The 17,143-nt window shown below is 68.3% G+C and carries 15 protein-coding genes and 1 tRNA gene; 3 read left to right on the forward strand and 13 right to left on the reverse strand.

All coding sequences use genetic code 11. The features are described from left to right. Window positions 1–17: 17 nt before the first annotated feature. A complete protein-coding gene (locus tag ACEN2M_RS17160) occupies window positions 18–1,301 on the reverse strand; it encodes an APC family permease (RefSeq protein ID WP_441649356.1) in 1,284 nt (427 codons plus the stop codon). A 115-nt stretch (window positions 1,302–1,416) separates the two neighbouring features. Between ACEN2M_RS17160 and ACEN2M_RS17165 the strand changes: the two genes are divergently transcribed. Together ACEN2M_RS17165 and ACEN2M_RS17170 are read left to right on the forward strand one after the other, a co-directional pair. Then, window positions 1,417–1,779 carry a hypothetical protein gene (locus tag ACEN2M_RS17165; protein WP_441649357.1) on the forward strand — a complete coding sequence of 121 codons (363 nt, stop codon included), beginning with the start codon at window positions 1,417–1,419 and terminating at the stop codon, window positions 1,777–1,779. A 13-nt stretch (window positions 1,780–1,792) separates the two neighbouring features. Then, the gene (locus ACEN2M_RS17170; RefSeq protein WP_441649358.1) at window positions 1,793–2,092 is read left to right on the forward strand and encodes a DUF1905 domain-containing protein; all 300 of its coding nucleotides are present in this window, start codon (window positions 1,793–1,795) and stop codon (window positions 2,090–2,092) included. 63 nt (window positions 2,093–2,155) lie between these two features. Here ACEN2M_RS17170 and ACEN2M_RS17175 read toward each other — a convergent pair whose 3' ends face one another. The 3 genes from ACEN2M_RS17175 to ACEN2M_RS17185 form a co-directional block, all read right to left on the reverse strand. Beyond that, window positions 2,156–3,133 (reverse strand): ribose-phosphate diphosphokinase, encoded by a 978-nt coding sequence (locus ACEN2M_RS17175; RefSeq protein ID WP_441649359.1) that lies wholly within the window; start codon window positions 3,131–3,133, stop codon window positions 2,156–2,158. After that, window positions 3,134–4,558, reverse strand: a complete 1,425-nt coding sequence (gene glmU / locus ACEN2M_RS17180) for a bifunctional UDP-N-acetylglucosamine diphosphorylase/glucosamine-1-phosphate N-acetyltransferase GlmU (RefSeq protein WP_441649360.1) — start codon at window positions 4,556–4,558, stop codon at window positions 3,134–3,136. It abuts the gene before it with no gap. Between the two features lie 33 nt (window positions 4,559–4,591). Further along, a tRNA-Gln gene (locus tag ACEN2M_RS17185) sits at window positions 4,592–4,663 on the reverse strand. A 103-nt stretch (window positions 4,664–4,766) separates the two neighbouring features. On the opposite strand from ACEN2M_RS17185, the gene ACEN2M_RS17190 reads away from it, so the two are divergent. Then, a complete protein-coding gene (locus ACEN2M_RS17190) occupies window positions 4,767–5,258 on the forward strand; it encodes a MarR family winged helix-turn-helix transcriptional regulator (protein ID WP_441649361.1) in 492 nt (163 codons plus the stop codon). Window positions 5,259–5,265: 7 nt separating this feature from the next. On the opposite strand, the gene ACEN2M_RS17195 is transcribed toward ACEN2M_RS17190, so the two are convergent. From ACEN2M_RS17195 to pstA, 9 genes are all read right to left on the reverse strand, one after another. Beyond that, entirely contained in the window at window positions 5,266–6,039 is a 774-nt protein-coding gene (locus ACEN2M_RS17195; protein ID WP_441649393.1) for a phosphate ABC transporter ATP-binding protein, read from the reverse strand. Between the two features lie 258 nt (window positions 6,040–6,297). Beyond that, the gene (locus ACEN2M_RS17200; protein ID WP_441649362.1) at window positions 6,298–7,158 is read right to left on the reverse strand and encodes a sortase; all 861 of its coding nucleotides are present in this window, start codon (window positions 7,156–7,158) and stop codon (window positions 6,298–6,300) included. Window positions 7,159–7,310: 152 nt separating this feature from the next. Beyond that, the gene (locus tag ACEN2M_RS17205) at window positions 7,311–8,042 is read right to left on the reverse strand and encodes a hypothetical protein (protein WP_441649363.1); all 732 of its coding nucleotides are present in this window, start codon (window positions 8,040–8,042) and stop codon (window positions 7,311–7,313) included. Window positions 8,043–8,135: 93 nt separating this feature from the next. Then, window positions 8,136–9,194, reverse strand: a complete 1,059-nt coding sequence (locus ACEN2M_RS17210) for a WxL protein peptidoglycan domain-containing protein (RefSeq protein ID WP_441649364.1) — start codon at window positions 9,192–9,194, stop codon at window positions 8,136–8,138. Between the two features lie 93 nt (window positions 9,195–9,287). Continuing rightward, window positions 9,288–10,367: a hypothetical protein gene (locus ACEN2M_RS17215; RefSeq protein ID WP_441649365.1), complete on the reverse strand. Its 1,080-nt coding sequence runs from the start codon at window positions 10,365–10,367 to the stop codon at window positions 9,288–9,290. A 68-nt stretch (window positions 10,368–10,435) separates the two neighbouring features. Continuing rightward, window positions 10,436–11,542 (reverse strand): hypothetical protein, encoded by a 1,107-nt coding sequence (locus ACEN2M_RS17220; RefSeq protein ID WP_441649366.1) that lies wholly within the window; start codon window positions 11,540–11,542, stop codon window positions 10,436–10,438. Window positions 11,543–11,651: 109 nt separating this feature from the next. Further along, on the reverse strand, window positions 11,652–14,255 hold the full coding sequence (locus ACEN2M_RS17225) for a hypothetical protein (protein ID WP_441649367.1): 2,604 nt from the start codon (window positions 14,253–14,255) through the stop codon (window positions 11,652–11,654). After that, a complete protein-coding gene (pstS, locus tag ACEN2M_RS17230; RefSeq protein WP_441649368.1) occupies window positions 14,252–15,886 on the reverse strand; it encodes a phosphate ABC transporter substrate-binding protein PstS in 1,635 nt (544 codons plus the stop codon). The genes ACEN2M_RS17225 and pstS overlap by 4 nt, the downstream gene beginning before the upstream one ends. Beyond that, window positions 15,883–17,142, reverse strand: a complete 1,260-nt coding sequence (pstA, locus tag ACEN2M_RS17235) for a phosphate ABC transporter permease PstA (RefSeq protein ID WP_441649369.1) — start codon at window positions 17,140–17,142, stop codon at window positions 15,883–15,885. The genes pstS and pstA overlap by 4 nt, the downstream gene beginning before the upstream one ends. Window position 17,143 lies beyond the last annotated feature (1 nt).

Consider the following 17,143-nt stretch of genomic DNA (forward strand, 5'->3'; position numbering starts at 1 on the left):
ACGGCGACCACAGAGATCTACATGAATTTGGGGTCGGCGGAGGCGTAAGGTGGGGAGAAGAGACAGGCCCGGCCCGGGCGCGGGGCCCGGCCGAGGAGGCCCAGGGCGAGCCAGGCCGCGGCGGCCAGCACGCCGGGCCAGGGCAGGGTCACCGCGAGAAGCAGGCACCCGGCGGCTCCCAGGAACTGCACCCAGCGGGGCAGCCAGCGCTGTTCGGGTGGCTGCCGCAGGGCCGCCAGGTGCGCGATCGCGTAGTAGACCAGCACCGCGCAGGCCGAGAAGCCCACCAGCTGGGCGGGCTCGAGCAGCAGCACGCCGGCGACGGCGACGAGTCCGATGGTCACCTCGGCCGTCACCGGCGCGTGCGTCTGCGCCGAGATGCGGCTGAGCGCGCCGGGCAGGTCCCCCTCCCTGGCCATGGCCAGCCCGGTGCGGCTGAGCCCGGCCAGGATCCCGGCCAACGAGCCCAGGCAGGCGACGGCCGCCAGCACCCTGGCAATGCCGGTCCACGGCTCAGCGCCGCCCACCAGGTCGGCCAGCGGCGAGGAGGAGGCCGCCAGCCGTTCGGGGCCCAGCACCGTGACGGTCAGCACCCCGAGCACCCCGTAGATCACCAGGGTGAGCCCGAGCGCAGCCACGATCGCCCGCGGCAGGGTGTGGCGCGGGTTCCGCACCTCCTCCCCCAGTGTGGCCATGCGGGCGTACCCGGCGAAGGCGAAGAAGAGCAGACCGGCCGACTGCAGGATGCCCGCCCAGCCGCCCTCCAGCAGCGTCGCCGGGTCGAACGCGGCCGCCCTGGACCCGCCCACGATCCCGGCTCCCACGACGACCACCAGCGCGAGCAGGCCGCCGAGCACCAGGAACACCACCACCGCGCTGAGCCTGGCGGTGCTGCGGATGCCGGCGAGATTCACGGCGCCGAGCACGAGGATCGCCAGTACCGCCACCAGCCTGGCCTGCTCCGGCCACAGGTAACCGCCCAGGATCAGGGCGATGGCTCCGGCGGAGGCGGTCTTGCCGGCCAGGAACAACCAGCCGGCGGCAAACCCCCACCACGGTCCGAGGGTGGCCCGTCCGAACGCGTACGCTCCCCCGGAGACGGGGTGACTCATTGACAGCTGGGCCGAACTCAGGGCGTTGAGCGAGGCGATGAGCCCGGCGATGACGAGGCCGATGAGCAGGCCGGAGCCGGCCGCCGCCGCCGCGGGCGCCCAGACATAGAAGACGCCGGCGCCGATCATCGCGGCCAGGCCCACCACGATCGCCCCGCCGGAGCCGAGGTGCCGCTGCAGCGTCGTCATGCCCGCGGGCCCTGCCATCCGTTCATGCCACCAGCGTAAGGGCGCGAGGTGAACGGCCGGCATCCCGATTGGTCATGTGCCCGGCACGCGCAGTCTGATTTACTGGTGGGTACCCATGAGCAACGACCACCCCGAACTCTCCGGCTACGAGCCCTATGACTCCGCCCGCCCCCTCCGCGGCCGGCGGATGGTGCTGCTCATGCGTGTCGTGGTGGTGCTGGGCCTGGTGGCCCTGATCGTGCCCGGCGTCCTCACCAGTCTGAGCATCGCCTCGGCCACCGCCGTGCGCGCCTGCACGCAGGCCGTGGCCCGCTATTACCCGCTCTCCGAGGGCATCGACGCCAGGTTCGAACTGGCCGGGGCCGGCGGCTTCGGCTGGCAGTGCTACGCGATCGACCAGAACGAGCGCCAGACCTTCGTGCTGCCGTTGGGCATCATCCCCGGTCCCTTCCGGCCACCGGCGACCAGCGTTTCCTGACGAGAGGAACCCCGTGGGTCCCCGGTTCACCTTCACGACCACGCTCTGGAACACCGAGAGCATGAACGCCTGGGTCTTCGTGTCGCTGCCGCACGACCAGTCCGCCGACATCCGCGACCTCACCGATGGCCTGCGCACCGGGTTCGGCTCGCAACGGGTCAAGGTGAGCATCAATGCGTCGCACTGGGCCACCTCGATCTTCCCGGAGAGCGCCACCGGCCGGTTCGTGCTTCCGGTGAAAAAGGCCATTCGCCAGGCCGAGGGCATCGACGTGGGCGACACGGCCACGGTCACCATGGAGCTCGTGCTCTGACCGGGCCCTGAAACGACGACAGGCCGGCCCCGAGAACGGGACCGGCCTGGCAGAAGCTCGGGGTTATGCAGCACCCTCGAACATCGACGTGACGGATCCCTCGTCGAAGACCTCGTGGATGGCGCGCGCGAGCAGCGGCGCGATCGGCAGCACGGTCAGCGTGGGGAAGCGCTTGTCTTCGGGGATCGGCAGGGTGTCGGTGACGACGACCTCCTGGATGGCCTCGTTCTGCAGCAGCTCCAGTGCGGGCGGGCTGAACACGGCGTGCGTGGCGGCCACGACGACACCGGTGGCACCGGCGGCCATGAGCGCCTCGGCGGCCTGCACGATGGTGCGGCCGGTGTCGATCAGGTCGTCGACGATCAGGCACACCCGGCCCTTGACCTCTCCGACGATCTCGTGCACCGTGATCTGGTTGGGCACCAGCGGGTCGCGGCGCTTGTGGATGATGGCCAGCGGGGCGCCGAGCTTGTCGCTCCAGATGTCGGCGACGCGCACACGGCCCATGTCCGGGGACACGATGGTGAGCGTGGACGGGTCAAGCTTGGCGCGGAAGTGCTCGAGCAGAACGGGCATGGCGAAGAGGTGGTCGACGGGGCCGTCGAAGAAACCCTGGATCTGCGCGGCGTGCAGGTCGACCGACATGATGCGGTCGGCGCCGGCCACCTTGAACAGGTCGGCGACGAGGCGGGCGGAGATCGGTTCGCGACCGCGGCCCTTTTTGTCTTGGCGGGCATACGGGTAGAACGGGGCGACCACGGTGATCCGCTTGGCCGACGCACGCTTGAGCGCGTCTACCATGATGAGCTGTTCCATCAGCCACTCGTTGATCGGGTTCGTGTGCGACTGGATGACGAACGCGTCGGCCCCGCGCACGCTCTCGTCGAACCTGGCGTAGATCTCGCCGTTGGCGAAGGTGCGTGCGTCGGTGGGGATCAGCTCCGAACCAAGTTCTGCGGCGATGTCGATAGCGAGCTGTGGGTGCGCTCGCCCCGAGATGAGCACCAATTTCTTCTCGCCGCTGCTCTTGATTCCAGGCACCTAGTCTCCGCTCTGTGACGCGGCTGTCGCCGCATCTGTTCCCGGCCGGTTGGTCTCTACCCAACCGACCATATTGCGTTGCGGAGCCACGTTGATCGCGAGCGCCCCGGCCTGCACGTCCTTGCGGACAACAGTGCCGGCGCCCGTGTAGGCTCCGTCTCCGATTCTAATCGGCGCGACGAACACGTTGTGCGATCCGGTGCGCACATGCGACCCGATCACGGACGGGTTCTTGTTCACGCCGTCGTAGTTCGCGAAGATCGTGCCGGCCCCGATGTTGGAGTGCACCCCGACCGTGGCATCGCCGACGTAGCTGAGGTGCGGCACCTTGCTGCCCTCGCCGATGACGGCGTTCTTGGTCTCGACGAAGGTGCCGATCTTGCCGTCGGCGCCCAGCCAGGTGCCGGGGCGGAGGTAGGCGAACGGTCCCACGGTGGCGCCGGCGCCGATCACCGCGAGGGTGCCGTCGGTGCGCTTGACGGTGGCGCCCTCCCCGATCTCACAGTCCAGCAGCGTGGTGTCCGGGCCGACGATCGCGCCGGTGGCCACGGTGGTGGAGCCGAGGATCTGGGTGCCGGGCAGCAGGGTCACGTCGCTCGCGAGGGTGGCCTTGAGGTCGATCCAGGTGGTGGCCGGGTCCTGCACGGTCACGCCGGCCAGCTGCCAGCCGCGCACGATCACGGCGTTGAGCTTGGCGGCGGTGTCGCTGAGCTGGGCGCGGTCGTTGATGCCGGCGACGAGCCAGGCATCCGCCACCGGAACGGCGCGCACCTCTGACCCGGCGGCGCGCAGCAGCCCGATCACGTCGGTGAGGTACTTCTCGCCCTGCACGTTCTCGGTGGTGAGACGGGCGAGCTGGTCGCGCAGTTCGTTCAGCCCGAAGACGTACACCCCGGCGTTGATCTCGTCGACGGCGCGTTCGTCGTCGCTGGCGTCCTTGTGCTCCACGATGCGGTCGAAGGTGCCGTCGTCCGACCGGATGATGCGGCCGTAGCCGGTCACGTCGGTCGGGAAGGCGGAGAGCACCGTGGCGGAGACCGCGCGTTCGCGGTGTGCCTCGATGAAGTTGCTGAGGGTGGCGGCGTTCAGCAGCGGCACGTCACCGCTGACCACGAGAACGTCTCCGTCGAAGTCGGCCGGCAACGCGGCGACGGCGAGCTCCACGGCGCGGCCGGTGCCGGGCACCTCGTCCTGGTCGACGAGCAGGCTCTCCGGCAGGTCGAGTGCGACGAGCTCGGCGAGGCGTTCCCGCTCGTGGCGCAGCACCGTGATCACGTGCGCGGCATCCAGTGCCCTGGCCGTGGCCAGCACGTGGCTGATGATGGGCAGACCGGCGAGCGGGTGCATGAGCTTGGGCAGGCTGGACTTCATGCGGGTGCCTTGGCCGGCGGCCAGCACGATGACGGCGAGACGGGAATCGGTCACTGGTTTCCTCTCAATTGTGCTCTCACACCTGAGCTCCGCCGCCAGGACTCGAACCTAGACCTAACAGCTCCAAAGGCTGTCGTGCTGCCATTACACCACGGCGGATTGCGTCGGCTCGGGGCCGGGCAACGGAGTCAAGTCTGCCAGATGCGGGGGCGACTGCGCGTCATCTGCCGGTTCAGGGTGCCGAAAACCGGATAATGGACGGATGCCTGCCAATGACGAAGTCGACCGGATCGTTGATGCGTGGCTGCGCGAGCGCCCAGACCTGGATTTTGCGCCCCTGCAGGTCTTCTCCCGCGTCGCCAGGCTGAGCAAGCACCTCGACCGGGCCCGTCGCACCGCGTTCTCGAGGTCGGAGCTGGACTCCTGGGAATTCGACGTGCTGTCGGCGCTCCGCCGGGCGGGCGCCCCGTTCGAGTTGAGCCCCAAGCTGCTGCTGCAGCAGACCCTGGTCTCCAGCGGCACCATGACCAATCGCATCGACAGGCTGGTCGAGCGTGGCCTGGTCACCAGGCGCACCGATCCGAACGACGGCCGCGGCATCTTTGTGGGCATGACCGCGGGCGGCCTCACCCGGGTGGATGCGGCGATCACCCGCCTGGTCGACGCGGAGGCCGCCCTGCTGCAAAGCCTGCCCGCCGCCGACCAGGAGCGCCTGGCCGCGCTGCTGCGGAAGCTCAGCCTGGACTTCGACTGAGCGGCGGCTAGCCGAACCGGCCGTTGACGTAGTCCGCGGTTCGGTTGTCGATCGGGTCGCCGAACATCAGCTCGGTCGGCCCGTGTTCCACGATCCCGCCCGGGGTGCCCTGGGCGGCGAGGAAGAACGCGCAGTTCTGGGAGACCCGCTGGGCCTGCTGCATGTTGTGCGTGACGATGACGATAGTCACCTCGTGGGCCAGTTCGAGCATGGTCTCCTCGATCACCCGGGTCGAGGTGGGGTCCAGCGCCGAGCAGGGTTCATCCATCAGCAGGATCCGGGGCGTCACCGCGAGCGACCTGGCGATGCAGAGGCGCTGCTGCTGTCCGCCCGACAGCCCGCCGCCGGGAGCACGCAGCCGGTCGCGCACCTCGGTCCACAGGCCGGCCTTGGTCAGGCAGCTCTCGACCAGGTAGTCCTTTTCGTCGGTCGAGGCGCGCCGCCCGGTGAGGGTGAGCCCGGCGATGACGTTGTCGTAGATCGACATGGCGGGGAACGGGTTGGGCTTCTGGAAGACCATCCCGATGTGCTTGCGGGCGTCGACGAGCTTGCGCTCGGGGTCGTAGATGTCCTCCCCGTCCAGCAGTACCTCGCCGGCCAGGCTCGCGGACGGCACGAGCTCGTGCATCCGGTTCAGGATGCGCAGGAACGTCGACTTGCCGCAGCCGGACGGACCGATCAGCGAGGTGATGACGCCCGCGGGCATGGTCAGGTTCACCCTGTCGAGCACCTGCCGCTCACCGAACCAGGCCGAGATGTTGCGGCCCTCCAGGGTGGCCAGTGGTTCGCGTGGGGCCGTGAGCGGGCTGAAGCCCGACGGCACCGCTCCGATCAGCACGGGCACCGACCCGGCCGGATCCGACGGCCGCCGGGTCCACGGCGGCGTGAGCCGGCTCCGTTTCGCCGGCAGCGCCGGCCCACCGCCCCGGCGCGAGCGACGGTCGCCCTCCGCGGCGGGGTCCGGCATCGTGACCGCCGGCAGCACCCGCGTCAATTCGTCATCCTGCGTGGGCTGGTTCATGAGCACTCGTTTCGTTCGCTACAGCAGATTGGGGAGGAGACGCACGATTTGGTCGGCGACCAGCAGCCCTCCGACAGTCACGACGGGCAGGAAGACAGTCCAGGTCTTCTGCACGCCGACCCGGCGAAATGCCCAGATCGCCGCGAGTTCGACCAGGAGGAAGAACTGCAGGGCGAAGGCCAGCGCCCACACCGTGGTGGTGTCCGTCGCCAGCTCCTTGTGCGCCGCCGGCAGGGTGACGTAGGTGGTCTGACGGATGCCCGCCGGCTGCGTCTCGCTGGTCAGCACCGCATCCACCCGGGCCACACCGCCCGGCACGAACGCCGGCCCGCGGGCGGTCTCCAGGATCAGCCGGCTCTCGCCGGCTTTCAGGGGCGCCGGGGACGGGTCGCCGGCGTAGCGCACCCCGATCACGGCGAAGGTCTGTTCCCCCTGGCCGGTGAGCACCGTGAACTCCTGGCCGGGCGCCAGCTCCTGCACGCGCGCGAACGGTCCGCCGTACGCGGCGGCACGCCCCATGACCACGCTGATCCCGGCCTGGCCGGGCAGAACCGTGTCGCGCCGGTGGCCGGGTCCGTTGCGGGTGGTGCCCGAATCGGAGCCCTCGACGAAGACCTCGTGCACACCGATCGACGGGATGTCGATGATGCCCAGCGGGGCGCCATCGGCCAGCAGCACCTTGTCGACGGTGCCCTCGCTGACCGGTGCCGTGCCCTCGGCCAGCTGCACGCGCAAGGTGTCTGTCGCCTGTTGTTGGGAGACCAGGTGCTGCAGGTTTCCCAGCACGGTGAGGTTTGCGAGGAAGCCGAAGATCAACGCGGCCACGATCGCCAGGATGGTGCGCAGCAACAGGTCGGCCGGGGTCAGGATCACCACCATCGGAGGTGCGGGCGGGCGGCGCGGCGGTTTCGGCGGCTGGCGCGGTCGCCATCCCCTGGGCGGTCCAGCACCGACCGGGGGCGCGTCCAACGGATCCCACGACGGCGATGACACCCTGTCGGGCTTCCAGCCGCGCGGCGGCTTGGTCAACGTCACGACACGAGCTCCCCGGCGCCGACAGTGAAGAGACGCTTGGTCCGCAGCGCATATCGCGCGGCGACGGCGAGGCCGGCGCCCAGCGCGGAGATCAGAAGCACGAAGTACGGCGGCACGAGGAGCAGCGCGTCCCGCGTCATCGGGGTCAGTTCGGTGCCGTCGACAGAGGCCGGCGGGGTGAGGGTCACGTGGGTGTTGTAGGCGCTCCACTGCCCCATTCCGGGGAGCGTCGCCGTGACAGTGCGGGTCTCGCCGCCGGGGAGGCCGGTGAGGGATGCGTCATCGACGCTGCGGATTTCCAGGCCCAGCGCGTTGTCCACCCAGAACCGCAGCGTGGAGTCGATGGGGGTGGTGGTGAGGTTCTTCACCGTGAACTTCAGGTCGATCTCGCCGCCGTCCGGTCCCACGTTCGGGTGCGAGGTCGCCGTGAGCCCACTCACCGCCAGGATGCCGGCCAACACCACAGGGTCGGTTCCGAGCGCGTCGGCCACTGCCGCGCCCACCGGCGTCGACTGTGTGGTGGCGGGAGGAACCGGCTTCGTCGTGCTGGTGAGCGGTGTCGTCGCGGTGGGAGTTGCCGTGGGCCCGACGACACTCACGGTCAGGCCAACCCCGTCGGGGTCGTCGTTCGCCTGGGCGCTCACGGAGAGCCCCGTCAGGCCGATCATGGGAACCAGCGCGCAGAGCACCACGAAGAAGAGTCGACGCGCGGGAGGGGAGGTGAGCACAGTCAAGTTAGGCCGGTCCGGTTTTCTGTGAGCTGAAGAGCGGGCAAACTACAGGCAAACGGGCCAGAACGAGAAGACGTCGCGCGGGCGGAGTCACGCAATGGCTTCGCCGCCAGCCTTGCGCCTGGCCTCAGCCTCGGTGTACTCGATCCACGCCGCCGCACGAGCGGAGTCCCTGGCGCGGCCCAGCCGCATGAGGAGCAGCACGAACCCGGCGAGGGCGACGAGGATCAGCGCCGCCCACGGAACCACGAACATGTCGCTGCTGCGCTCGGCGGTGGGCAGGAGACCCGGCGGTAGGGCGTCTTCGTCGACCGTGGCGGCGAGTGAGACGGTCGGGTTGAGATAGACCCAGGGCCCCACCCCTGGCACGACGATGGTCACGGTGCGCGAGCTGCCGGGCAGCATCTCGGAGATCGGTGTCCTGGTTAGATCGGAAAGCGGGATTCCGAAGATGCCGCGTACCTGGGCGACGGTATTCGCGGCGAGGGAGACGTTTCCGGTGTTCTGCAGGCTGATGGTCAGCGAGGTCTCGCCGGCAAACGGGTTGAGCTCACCCCGGTACGAGGGCTTGATGCTGCTGATGGTCAGGCCGGGCTGCAGTTCGCCCTTCACGCGGGCATACAGGCGGATGGCGACGCGGCGGTCGACGGAGACCTCGCCGGCCGGCGAAAGCGCCGAGACGATGATGCCGCCGGCGTGGTCGCCCGGCCGGGCATCGGCGGGAACAGACATCGTAAACGGGATGATCTGCTGCGCGCCGGGGTCGAGGGTGACCTCGACCTTGTTGACTCCGTTGTCAAAGGTGACCCAGCGGCCGACGTCCACGGTCTCCACGCCCCCGTCGAGCAGCGAAAAACTGCCGTCTTCGGCGTTGAATGCGTCGGTGGCGTACACGGTGACGGACTGCGTCGTGGTGCCAGTGTTCTGCACTAGGTACTCGTCGGAAACCTGCTGGCCGGGGTCGACCTGATAGCTGTAGCGCGACCGGGACTGGTCGACGCTTCCATCGGCGGCCGGGGCGCCCGCTATGGCGTCAGAGTCGTCCGCCCGGGCACCGGCGGCCCCCAGGCCAACTGTGAGGCCAAGGGTGACGAACAGCCCGGCGGCGGCGAGGCCGAGGCGGTGGGTGTGGGTGCGACGGAGGGTCACGGTCTGCGATCTCTTTCCAGGCGAAGGGAGGTGTGGAACCGGATGGGGGGAGGGACGGCACGACCGCCGGCCCTCCCCTGTCATTCGGCGTGATTACTTCGAGACGACCGTGAGGGTCATCGTGGACTTGTAGGTGCCGGCTGTCTTCGCCTGCGGGGCGACGAAGGTTAGACCGGCATCCAGGACGCTGGCACCGACGGTGTTGCCCGCCGCCGCGGATGCGAACATCGCCGGGTATGAGGCAGAGCCGGCTACCTGAGCGGCAGCGGCGGTGAGACCGGTCGCTGTGGTGCCGGCGGCGGTGATGGTCGGTGCGAATCCGAGCTGGGTTTTGCCGATGGTGCTCGTCGCATCCGCGGAGTTCACGAAGTCAGCGACGCTGGCTGAGAGCTCCCAACCATTGACCGTGAGCACCCGACCGTCGTTCACCGTGATGGCGCCCAATGTTCCGGTGGTGGTCGACTTGTTGTTGACGAGCGTCGGGGTGTTGAAGGTCGCCGCGGCGCCGGCCGGGATGCTCAACGAGAGCACTCCGTTGACGGCGCCGGTCACGGTCGGCTCGAGAGCCACCGTGCCCTGGGTGCCTGCCGGAGCGGGCGGTTCAACGGGCGGCGTCACCACGGTGGTGTCAACTCCGGTCACGGCGTACGCACCGGTACCGGCAGTCATCGAGATCGTACGGTAAAAGGCCGCGAGAACGGTGACGCCGTCGTTGGTAGTGCAGGCAACGCCGAGGCTGTACTTGCCACCCGCAGCCCGCACTGCTCCGATGTCACCATTGGTGAGGGTCGACGGGGTCAATGTGGGAGCCAGAATCTGTTTAGCGTCGGGAAGTGCGGCCGGGTTGAAGGCGTTGGTGGAGGTGGCCTTCCACGTCAACGCTGTGCGCTCGGTGCCGACGGGCGAGATGAAGACATACGCTCCGGTACTCTCGATCGGGCACAGGGTCGGGTCGGCGTAGAAGAGGTCGGTACCGGACCCGTAGTTGTCTTCCTCGAAGCCCCAGACCTTAGCGGAGTCGGGGACGAGCACGCCGTCAGTGTCATACATGTAGAGAGGTGCGTCGGAGCCGTTGGCCTGCACCGCAGCGGAGGCCATGGACGCTCCAGCGGCGAGAAGCGCCAGAGTCAGAACGCCGGTGGCGCCGAACTTGACTTTATTGTCGAGCTTCATTGTCAGATCCTTTTCAGAGTTTTTCAGTGCGGTGAAATAGGGGTGAATTGGGGAAGAAGCGAGCGTACTTAGGGGGTCTTGGCAACGCGGTAGGCGACGACCCCGGCGGTGGGGGCGAGGAAGCCGAACTTCCTCTTGACCGCGCCGGCCTTGGAGATCAGCGTCTGCGAGTTCGTCAGGCCCGTCGCCTGAGTCGAGTCCAGAAGCTTGTCGAGGTTGGCGTCGTATTTCGGGTCTGCGCTGTTCACTCGGGCATATTGAACAACGAGAAAGGTGTCGCGACCCCAGGTGGTGTCGGCGTAGTACGCGGGGTTGGGCACCATGGCGGAGCCGGCACCGGTGACGGGCGCCTGGCCGGAAACCAGCGAGCCGAGCGCGCCGGTGCCACGCTTGTCGTAGCTGGCGCCGGTGTTCATGGCGATCCAGCGGGACACGGCCATGGGCATGACCGACTCCGCGGTCAGAGTGGTCGCGTCATGTTCCTGTCCCTCGACGACGCAGCCGCCTTCGGCAACGGTCAACATGGAGGTCTCTGTGACGCCGATCTTCGAGATAAAGTCCTTGCGGGTTCCTGAACCCCCTTGCGGGATGATCGGCGTGACGGTGGTGCCGCCAATCTGGAACCCGGCCGAGCACTCGTAGAGGCTCTTCATCTGGCTGGCTGTGATGGAGTCAATTCCAGAAGCGGCACCCTTATACGCGTAGGCGATCGCATCGCGTCCGAACGGCACATACAAGAGTTCTCCGTTGGCGTCCTTGGTTCCTCCGCTGGACGAACGGGCGATGTCAACCTGGCCGGTGATGACGACGTTGGCGGGACTCCCAGGCGTGGCGGACGTGTACTTGGAGCCGTCGATGGAGCGACTGAGCGCCTTGACTCCGTCGCCGGAACCGTTGGGCCGTCCAAAGCGCACGCCGCTGGTTTTGGTCGTGATGTAGGGGGACCCGGTCGCGTCGAACGAGCCGATGGTGGTGGAGTTGGCCGTGGAGCGAACCGAGGCTCCCGAGATGGCGGTGCCGTTGGCCAGTGCGCTGACGACGTCTTCGAGGGTGTCGGATCCGACAATGGAGTAGCTGTTGGAGACGGGATCGGCGTGAGCCGGGGCGGCGAGGGCAATGCCAGACAGGGTGACGCCGACAGTCGCGCAGAACGCAATAGCCTTCTTCGAAATCACTGTGATGCCTTTCGGGTGTGGTGCAAGGAACGGAATCCGGACGGACCCGCTTGTCCCGACGTGCTCTCCCTGGTCAGTGCCCTGGGCCGAACCGTCAAGCTATGGCGCATCAGAGTCGCTTTCGTCTGATGCGCGAAATCATGGGAACCGCCCCAGCGGCCGCAAGCCCGGAGAGCAAACCGGCCGGGACGGCCATGGCGACCGGACCGACGGCTGGGTCGTCAGGGGTCTTCGCCCCGAGCAGTGCGCCGGCTGCAGTACCGGTGCTTGTCGGGCCTGTGGCCGCCGCCACCGGCGCCGCTGCTGCCGCCACGGCCTCGGTGCCGCTGGCCGCTGTGTTGGATCGGGGCGGGGTCGCGGGAGCGACCGCAGCCGCGGCGGGGGGCTTGACCGCCGGCTTCGCATTAGGGCTGATGCCCTGTTCGATGGCCGTGGCCGCCGCCAGCGCCTGATCGATCCAGCTCGTTGGCATGGGGGCATACCCAGCCGGCAGCTGGCCGAGTTCCGTGCCTGGGACCTGGCCCTTCGACGCCGCGTAGCGGATCAGGTTGGCGAATTTGGCGCGCTGACCGGCATCTGTTTGGAGGGGGTTGAGGGCGGCGTAGACCGGCATCGTCAGTGGGTAGGCCGTGAGAGCTCCCGCCGTCGTCGCCGAGGCCGGATCGAACTCCAGCACCTTCGGCTGATGCGCCGTTGGCGTCATGGCTGCGGCCGCGGCGAGCATCGAGTCCGAGTCCGGCGCGATGTAGGCACCCGCAGGGTTGAGCAGCGAGGCCGTGACGTTCTGATAACGCGCCGCAGACGCCGCGGTGCTGAGCCCGATGACACCCTGCTCACCGACCAGCGCGCGGGTTGTCTTCAGGTACTTCGGTGGGGTGCTGGTGGAATCCCAGCCGCCGAGCTGGAGGCCGTCACCGCGGAGGGTGAGATAGGCTCCGTTCTCGAAATCGGAAGTGTACGGTCGCCAGGTCACCAGGTTCACCGGCCCGACGCCGTTCGTGCCCGTCGTCGCGGGCTTCTCGACGGGATCCGCCTTGGGGAAGTTGTCCCTGGGTAGCGCGAAGGCCGTGCCCGTCGGGTTGATACCGGCGTTGGTGGAGTACCACGGGTTGACGATCATGCCCCATTCGTCCGGCGTGCCGTCCAGGAAGGCGACCGCGTCGGCATCCGCCATCACGTATCGCCACAGCTGGGTGGCCAGGTCCGAACGCCCGGACGGAGCGAGCGAGTCGGCCAGGGAGACACTGTTGAGATCCTGGGAGGCCCACTCCGCGTCGTTGATCGCCAGGAAATCGGGATCGCTGGTGATATTGCGCGCGTTGTCACCCTGATCGTCGTAGTCGATGTAATTGATGTGGGACAGGTCGGCACCGGGCGGGAGCGCCGAGACATACGAGGCCGTAAGCAGCTTCGCGATCAGGCGGGGAGTGAGGTTCAGCGATGTGAAGGACTGGGTCTCCCGGTCCTTGTACGCCTGGTCAATATCCTCGACGGGCCTCACCCTGCGGTCGATGGCGAACGACACTGTGACGCCGGATATCCCGACGGGCGCGTACTGCAGCGGGTCCGCCGTGGAGATCGTTGAGGGGAAGGACGTCAACGCGAGCGGGCTCGGGACCGTGCCGCTGGCCTTGGCCATCACATCAGCCTCGTTGCCGGTGCTCAGCACGAACGCGGAACCGGTGGCGCCCGCGCACAGATTCGGCTGCCACGACGAGATCGCGCCGGCGATGAGCTCGCTGCCGCCGAGCTGTGATTCCGCGCTGCCGATCTCACAGCGCACGCCGACAGGCTTGAAGTCGAGCTTGACGGCGACGTGGTGCTGCCAGGCGTCCCAGAACAGGCCGGGCCGGATGATCTGGGTCACACCTGAGTCGCCGGTTCCCCGCGGAATGATGACCAGCCAGCAGGACTGGCCCGTGGTGTCCTTTCCGGCCACGATCACGGGCTGGCCGCAGCCGAGCCCTGGCGACTGCATCGACGTCTGCACCTCGAACTTGACCGAGCCGTTGCCGGCGTCGTCTGACCCGGCCCACTTGACCTCGTTCGAGGTGTATTCGGTGAAGAACTCGTTCTTGTTGACGTCGACGGTGGTGTCGTGCACGAGCACGCCCTTGTCGTTCTTGACCACCGAGGTCACGGTCTCGCCGCTGACGGCGCGGAAAGGGATGGACGTGTACGGCGGGTTGGCGTACCCCCGGCCGGCCGTGGTGTAGTCCTTGTCCTGATCTGCGATGTTCGGGGCAAGTCCGGTGTCGGGTTCGTCAGGGTCCGCTTCGACGTTGGCCTCGACGTTGGCGTCGCGGCCCGCGTTGGGGAAGGCTCCGTACTGGCAGGTGGTGCGGTCGGGGTGCCCGGCATTCAGGGGGTCTTCGCCCCAGCACTGCGCGATTTGCAGGAAGTTCTCGCCACCGACGCTGCCCTGCGGCCGCACCGACTTCTTGCCGCCGGTCCAGCTCACCAGGATGCCCTCCGACACGAGGTCGGCGGTCTTGGAGACGGTCACGGCGAGGTCAGGGAATGGTGCCCCGGCCGGGTCGAGCTCATAGTCCGCGGAGGTCACGGTGACGGCACTGGAGTTGTCGGCCAGGGCTGCGGTGGGGGCCAGGGAGGTGAGCGCGGCAACGCCGACGCCCACCATAAGGCCTACGACGATGCCGCTGGCGCCGGCCCTGGTCCAGAGCGATGCCTTCAAGGCCTTGTGCCGGCTCACTTGACGCCGTCCTTGCCGCCGCGCGGGGCCAGGCGCCGCCAGAAGACCGGCGGCAGCACCGCCGCGGCCACGAGCAGGGTGGCGGCCAGGAGCATCAGCGACTGCTGCATCCCCCAGCCGTCGTCCGCCAGGGTGAAGGGCGTGGCCACCGCGGCGCCGGCCAGGGTCGACCCGGCTGCCCCGCCGGAGATGAGAGCGCCGTTTGCATCGTAAACGGCCGCGGCACCCGTTGAGGTGGAGGCGGCGGCACCGGTCGCGGCGGCGGTCTCCGTAGTCGCACCACCGGTGGCGCTGCCACCGGTGCCCGACCCGGAGATCGGCGTCTCGGCCAAGGCTCCACCCGTTCCGGACGTGCACTGGTTGGGGCCGACCTTGTCACAGTCCTGCGGCTGAGCTGCGGTGAGGGCCAGCTGGTTGCTCGAGGGTGAATCGCCGGGTTTGAAAGTCGGGTTGTTGCACTTGTTGATGTCCACCCCGGTGGTGTCGGCGCCGGGCACCCGCTTGATCTGGTCGAACCCGGCGAGAACGAGGTTCATCGGCAGTGGCGAGTAGCCGAGATCGGCGGCCTGCTGCTGGCCCTCGCAGAGCATGTAGTTGGCGAACGCCCCGAGGGTGGTGCCCTTCTTGGCCGTGAACACTCCGCCCACCTCGGTGGGAACGATCATGTAGGAGTAGCTCGAAAGTGCGTAGGTTCGCGGGTCTGCACTGTTGTAGACGCCGTCGAGCACCTGGGTGAGGAAGTTGGGACCGGGCGTCTGGTCGATCTGCGCGGTCATCAGGGCGACCGCCACGGAGTTAGCCGTGGGTTCCACGTAGTAGCCGGCCTGGTTGAGCACCTTGGCGACCGGAAAGCCGGACTCGAGGGCGTAGGAATACTCGACGTAGGTGATGGCGCCTTCGCCGTAGTCCTGGCTGACGTAGCCGGCCACTCCCGACGACCCGCTCTGGGCCTTGGCGTTGCCGAAGGTGGGGTACTGCGAGGTCAGGCCGCACGGCAAGGCGCGTCCCACGGAGGCGCAGAACGCGTTCCACAAGGCCGGGTGCTGCTTGGACATCCACAGGCTGAACTGAGCGGTGGAGCCGGAGCCGTCCGAGCGCACGACGGGCACGATGCCCTTGTCGGGCATGGCCAGGCCGGGGTTGTCGGCCTGGATGGCGGGGTCGTTCCAGTTGGTGATGGCGCCGGTGAAGATCTTGGTGATGACCTCGCCGCTCAGGCGCAGGTTCGATACCCGCACTCCGTTGATCTTGAGGTTGTACATGAACGAGGTGCCGCCGGCCACGATGGGCATGTAGGCGTAGCCCCTCAAGGGTGATTCCGGTGTCGATCCATCCTCGGGGGCGAGCTGGAACGGGATCTCGCTGACGGCGAAGTCGACGTTTCCGGCGACGAAGTCGCGGCGACCGGCCGAGGAGCCCACCCCGGAGTAGTTCACGGTCATGCCGTAGTTGTTGGCGACGTTCTTGCGCCACTGGTCGAGGGCATTCTGGGACCAGGTCGATCCGGTGCCGGTGATCGGGTCGTAGCTGGCGGCCTGGGCGGGAACGGTGCCCGTCACGCTCATGAGCACGATGGCAAGCAGGGCAACAATGGCGCGGATCGTACGGATCCACCGGGTCTGCGGCGTCACAGGGACGTCTCCTTCGTGGTCGGGTCGGTGCTGTTCGGGTCAGTCGTCTTCGGGTCGGAGCTGGGCGGGGCCGGACGGATCGGGCTGCTGCCAGCCGGGTCCGGCCGCCGGGCGCCCTGGATGGTGATGCGCTGCAGGTCGCGCAGCGAAGCGTCAAGGACGCGCCGTTGCTGCCGCGGTGTGAGGTCACCCGGCGCGCGACCACCGATCAGCCGGGCGATGGCGAACAGGGCCAGGACCAGCAGGATCAGCACAGCGGCGGCGCCGAAACCGCGGGCGATCATGTTGGGCTCCGGTGACTTCACGAAGTCGAACACCTGCAGTGGCAGCGAGATCATCGGCCCCGCGAACGGGTCGAGGTTCACGACGGCCGTCACACCGGAGGTCAGCAGCACAGGGCTGGTCTCGCCGATCCCCCGCGCCGTGCCGAGGATCACCGCGGTGGCCAGGCCGGGCCGGGCCGTGGGGAGGACGACATGCCAGATGGTGCGCCACCGGGTCGAGCCCAGCGCGTAGGCGGCCTCGCGCAGGTTGCCGGCCACGAGGCGCAACACGATGTCGGATGCCCGGATGACGATGGGCAGCATCATCACCGTGATCGCCATCGACGCGGCGAAGCCCGACCGCTGGTGGGTGATCAGCACGATGATCGCCGAGTAGACGAACAGTCCCGCCACGATGGAGGGCAGCGCCGTCATCGCGTCCGAGATGGTGCGCACGAACCTGGCGAAACGGCCGCCGACCTCGTTGAGGAACAGGGCGGTGAGGATCCCCAGCGGCACCGTGACCACGAGAGCCATTCCGATCTGTATCAAGGTGCCGAGGATGGCGTGCACGATGCCGCCCATGTCCAGGCCGTCGAGGGGCCCGGCCTTTTCCATGCTCTGGGTGAAGAAGTTCAGGTGTGGCAGCGCCTCCTGGCCGCGCACCAGGGTGAAGGCCACGACGAACACCAGGGCGCCGAAGAGCACCACACCGGCGCTGGCGAGCAGCACCGCCATCACCCGGTCCTTCACCTCCTGGAAATCCGACGAGAAACTCACCAGGAGGGCATAGAAGCCGATGAAGGCGAGGAAGGCGACGATGGACCAGCCGACCCCGCCGGAGAGCGGGGTGAACCAGCCGAAGATCAGGGTGGCCAGGGCGATGCCGGCGGCGGCGGCACCCAGAACGTTGAACCTGTCGTCGAGCCTGGCCGCGCGCACGCGACGGCGGGGGCCGATCTCGATGCCCTCTGAGGATGGGATGAATGTCATG

The sequence above is a fragment of the Cryobacterium sp. W22_MBD10_FK3 genome (genome assembly GCF_052113745.1).
GTDB lineage: Bacteria > Actinomycetota > Actinomycetes > Actinomycetales > Microbacteriaceae > Cryobacterium.

Coding starts and splice junctions, on each gene's coding strand:
- pstA (WP_441649369.1), bottom strand. CDS start 17,142: ATGACATTCATCCCATCCTCAGAGGGCATCGAGATCGGCCCCCGCCGT.
- ACEN2M_RS17200 (WP_441649362.1), bottom strand. CDS start 7,158: ATGGTGGTGATCCTGACCCCGGCCGACCTGTTGCTGCGCACCATCCTG.
- ACEN2M_RS17165 (WP_441649357.1), top strand. CDS start 1,417: ATGAGCAACGACCACCCCGAACTCTCCGGCTACGAGCCCTATGACTCC.
- ACEN2M_RS17160 (WP_441649356.1), bottom strand. CDS start 1,301: ATGACGACGCTGCAGCGGCACCTCGGCTCCGGCGGGGCGATCGTGGTG.
- ACEN2M_RS17190 (WP_441649361.1), top strand. CDS start 4,767: ATGCCTGCCAATGACGAAGTCGACCGGATCGTTGATGCGTGGCTGCGC.
- ACEN2M_RS17215 (WP_441649365.1), bottom strand. CDS start 10,367: ATGAAGCTCGACAATAAAGTCAAGTTCGGCGCCACCGGCGTTCTGACT.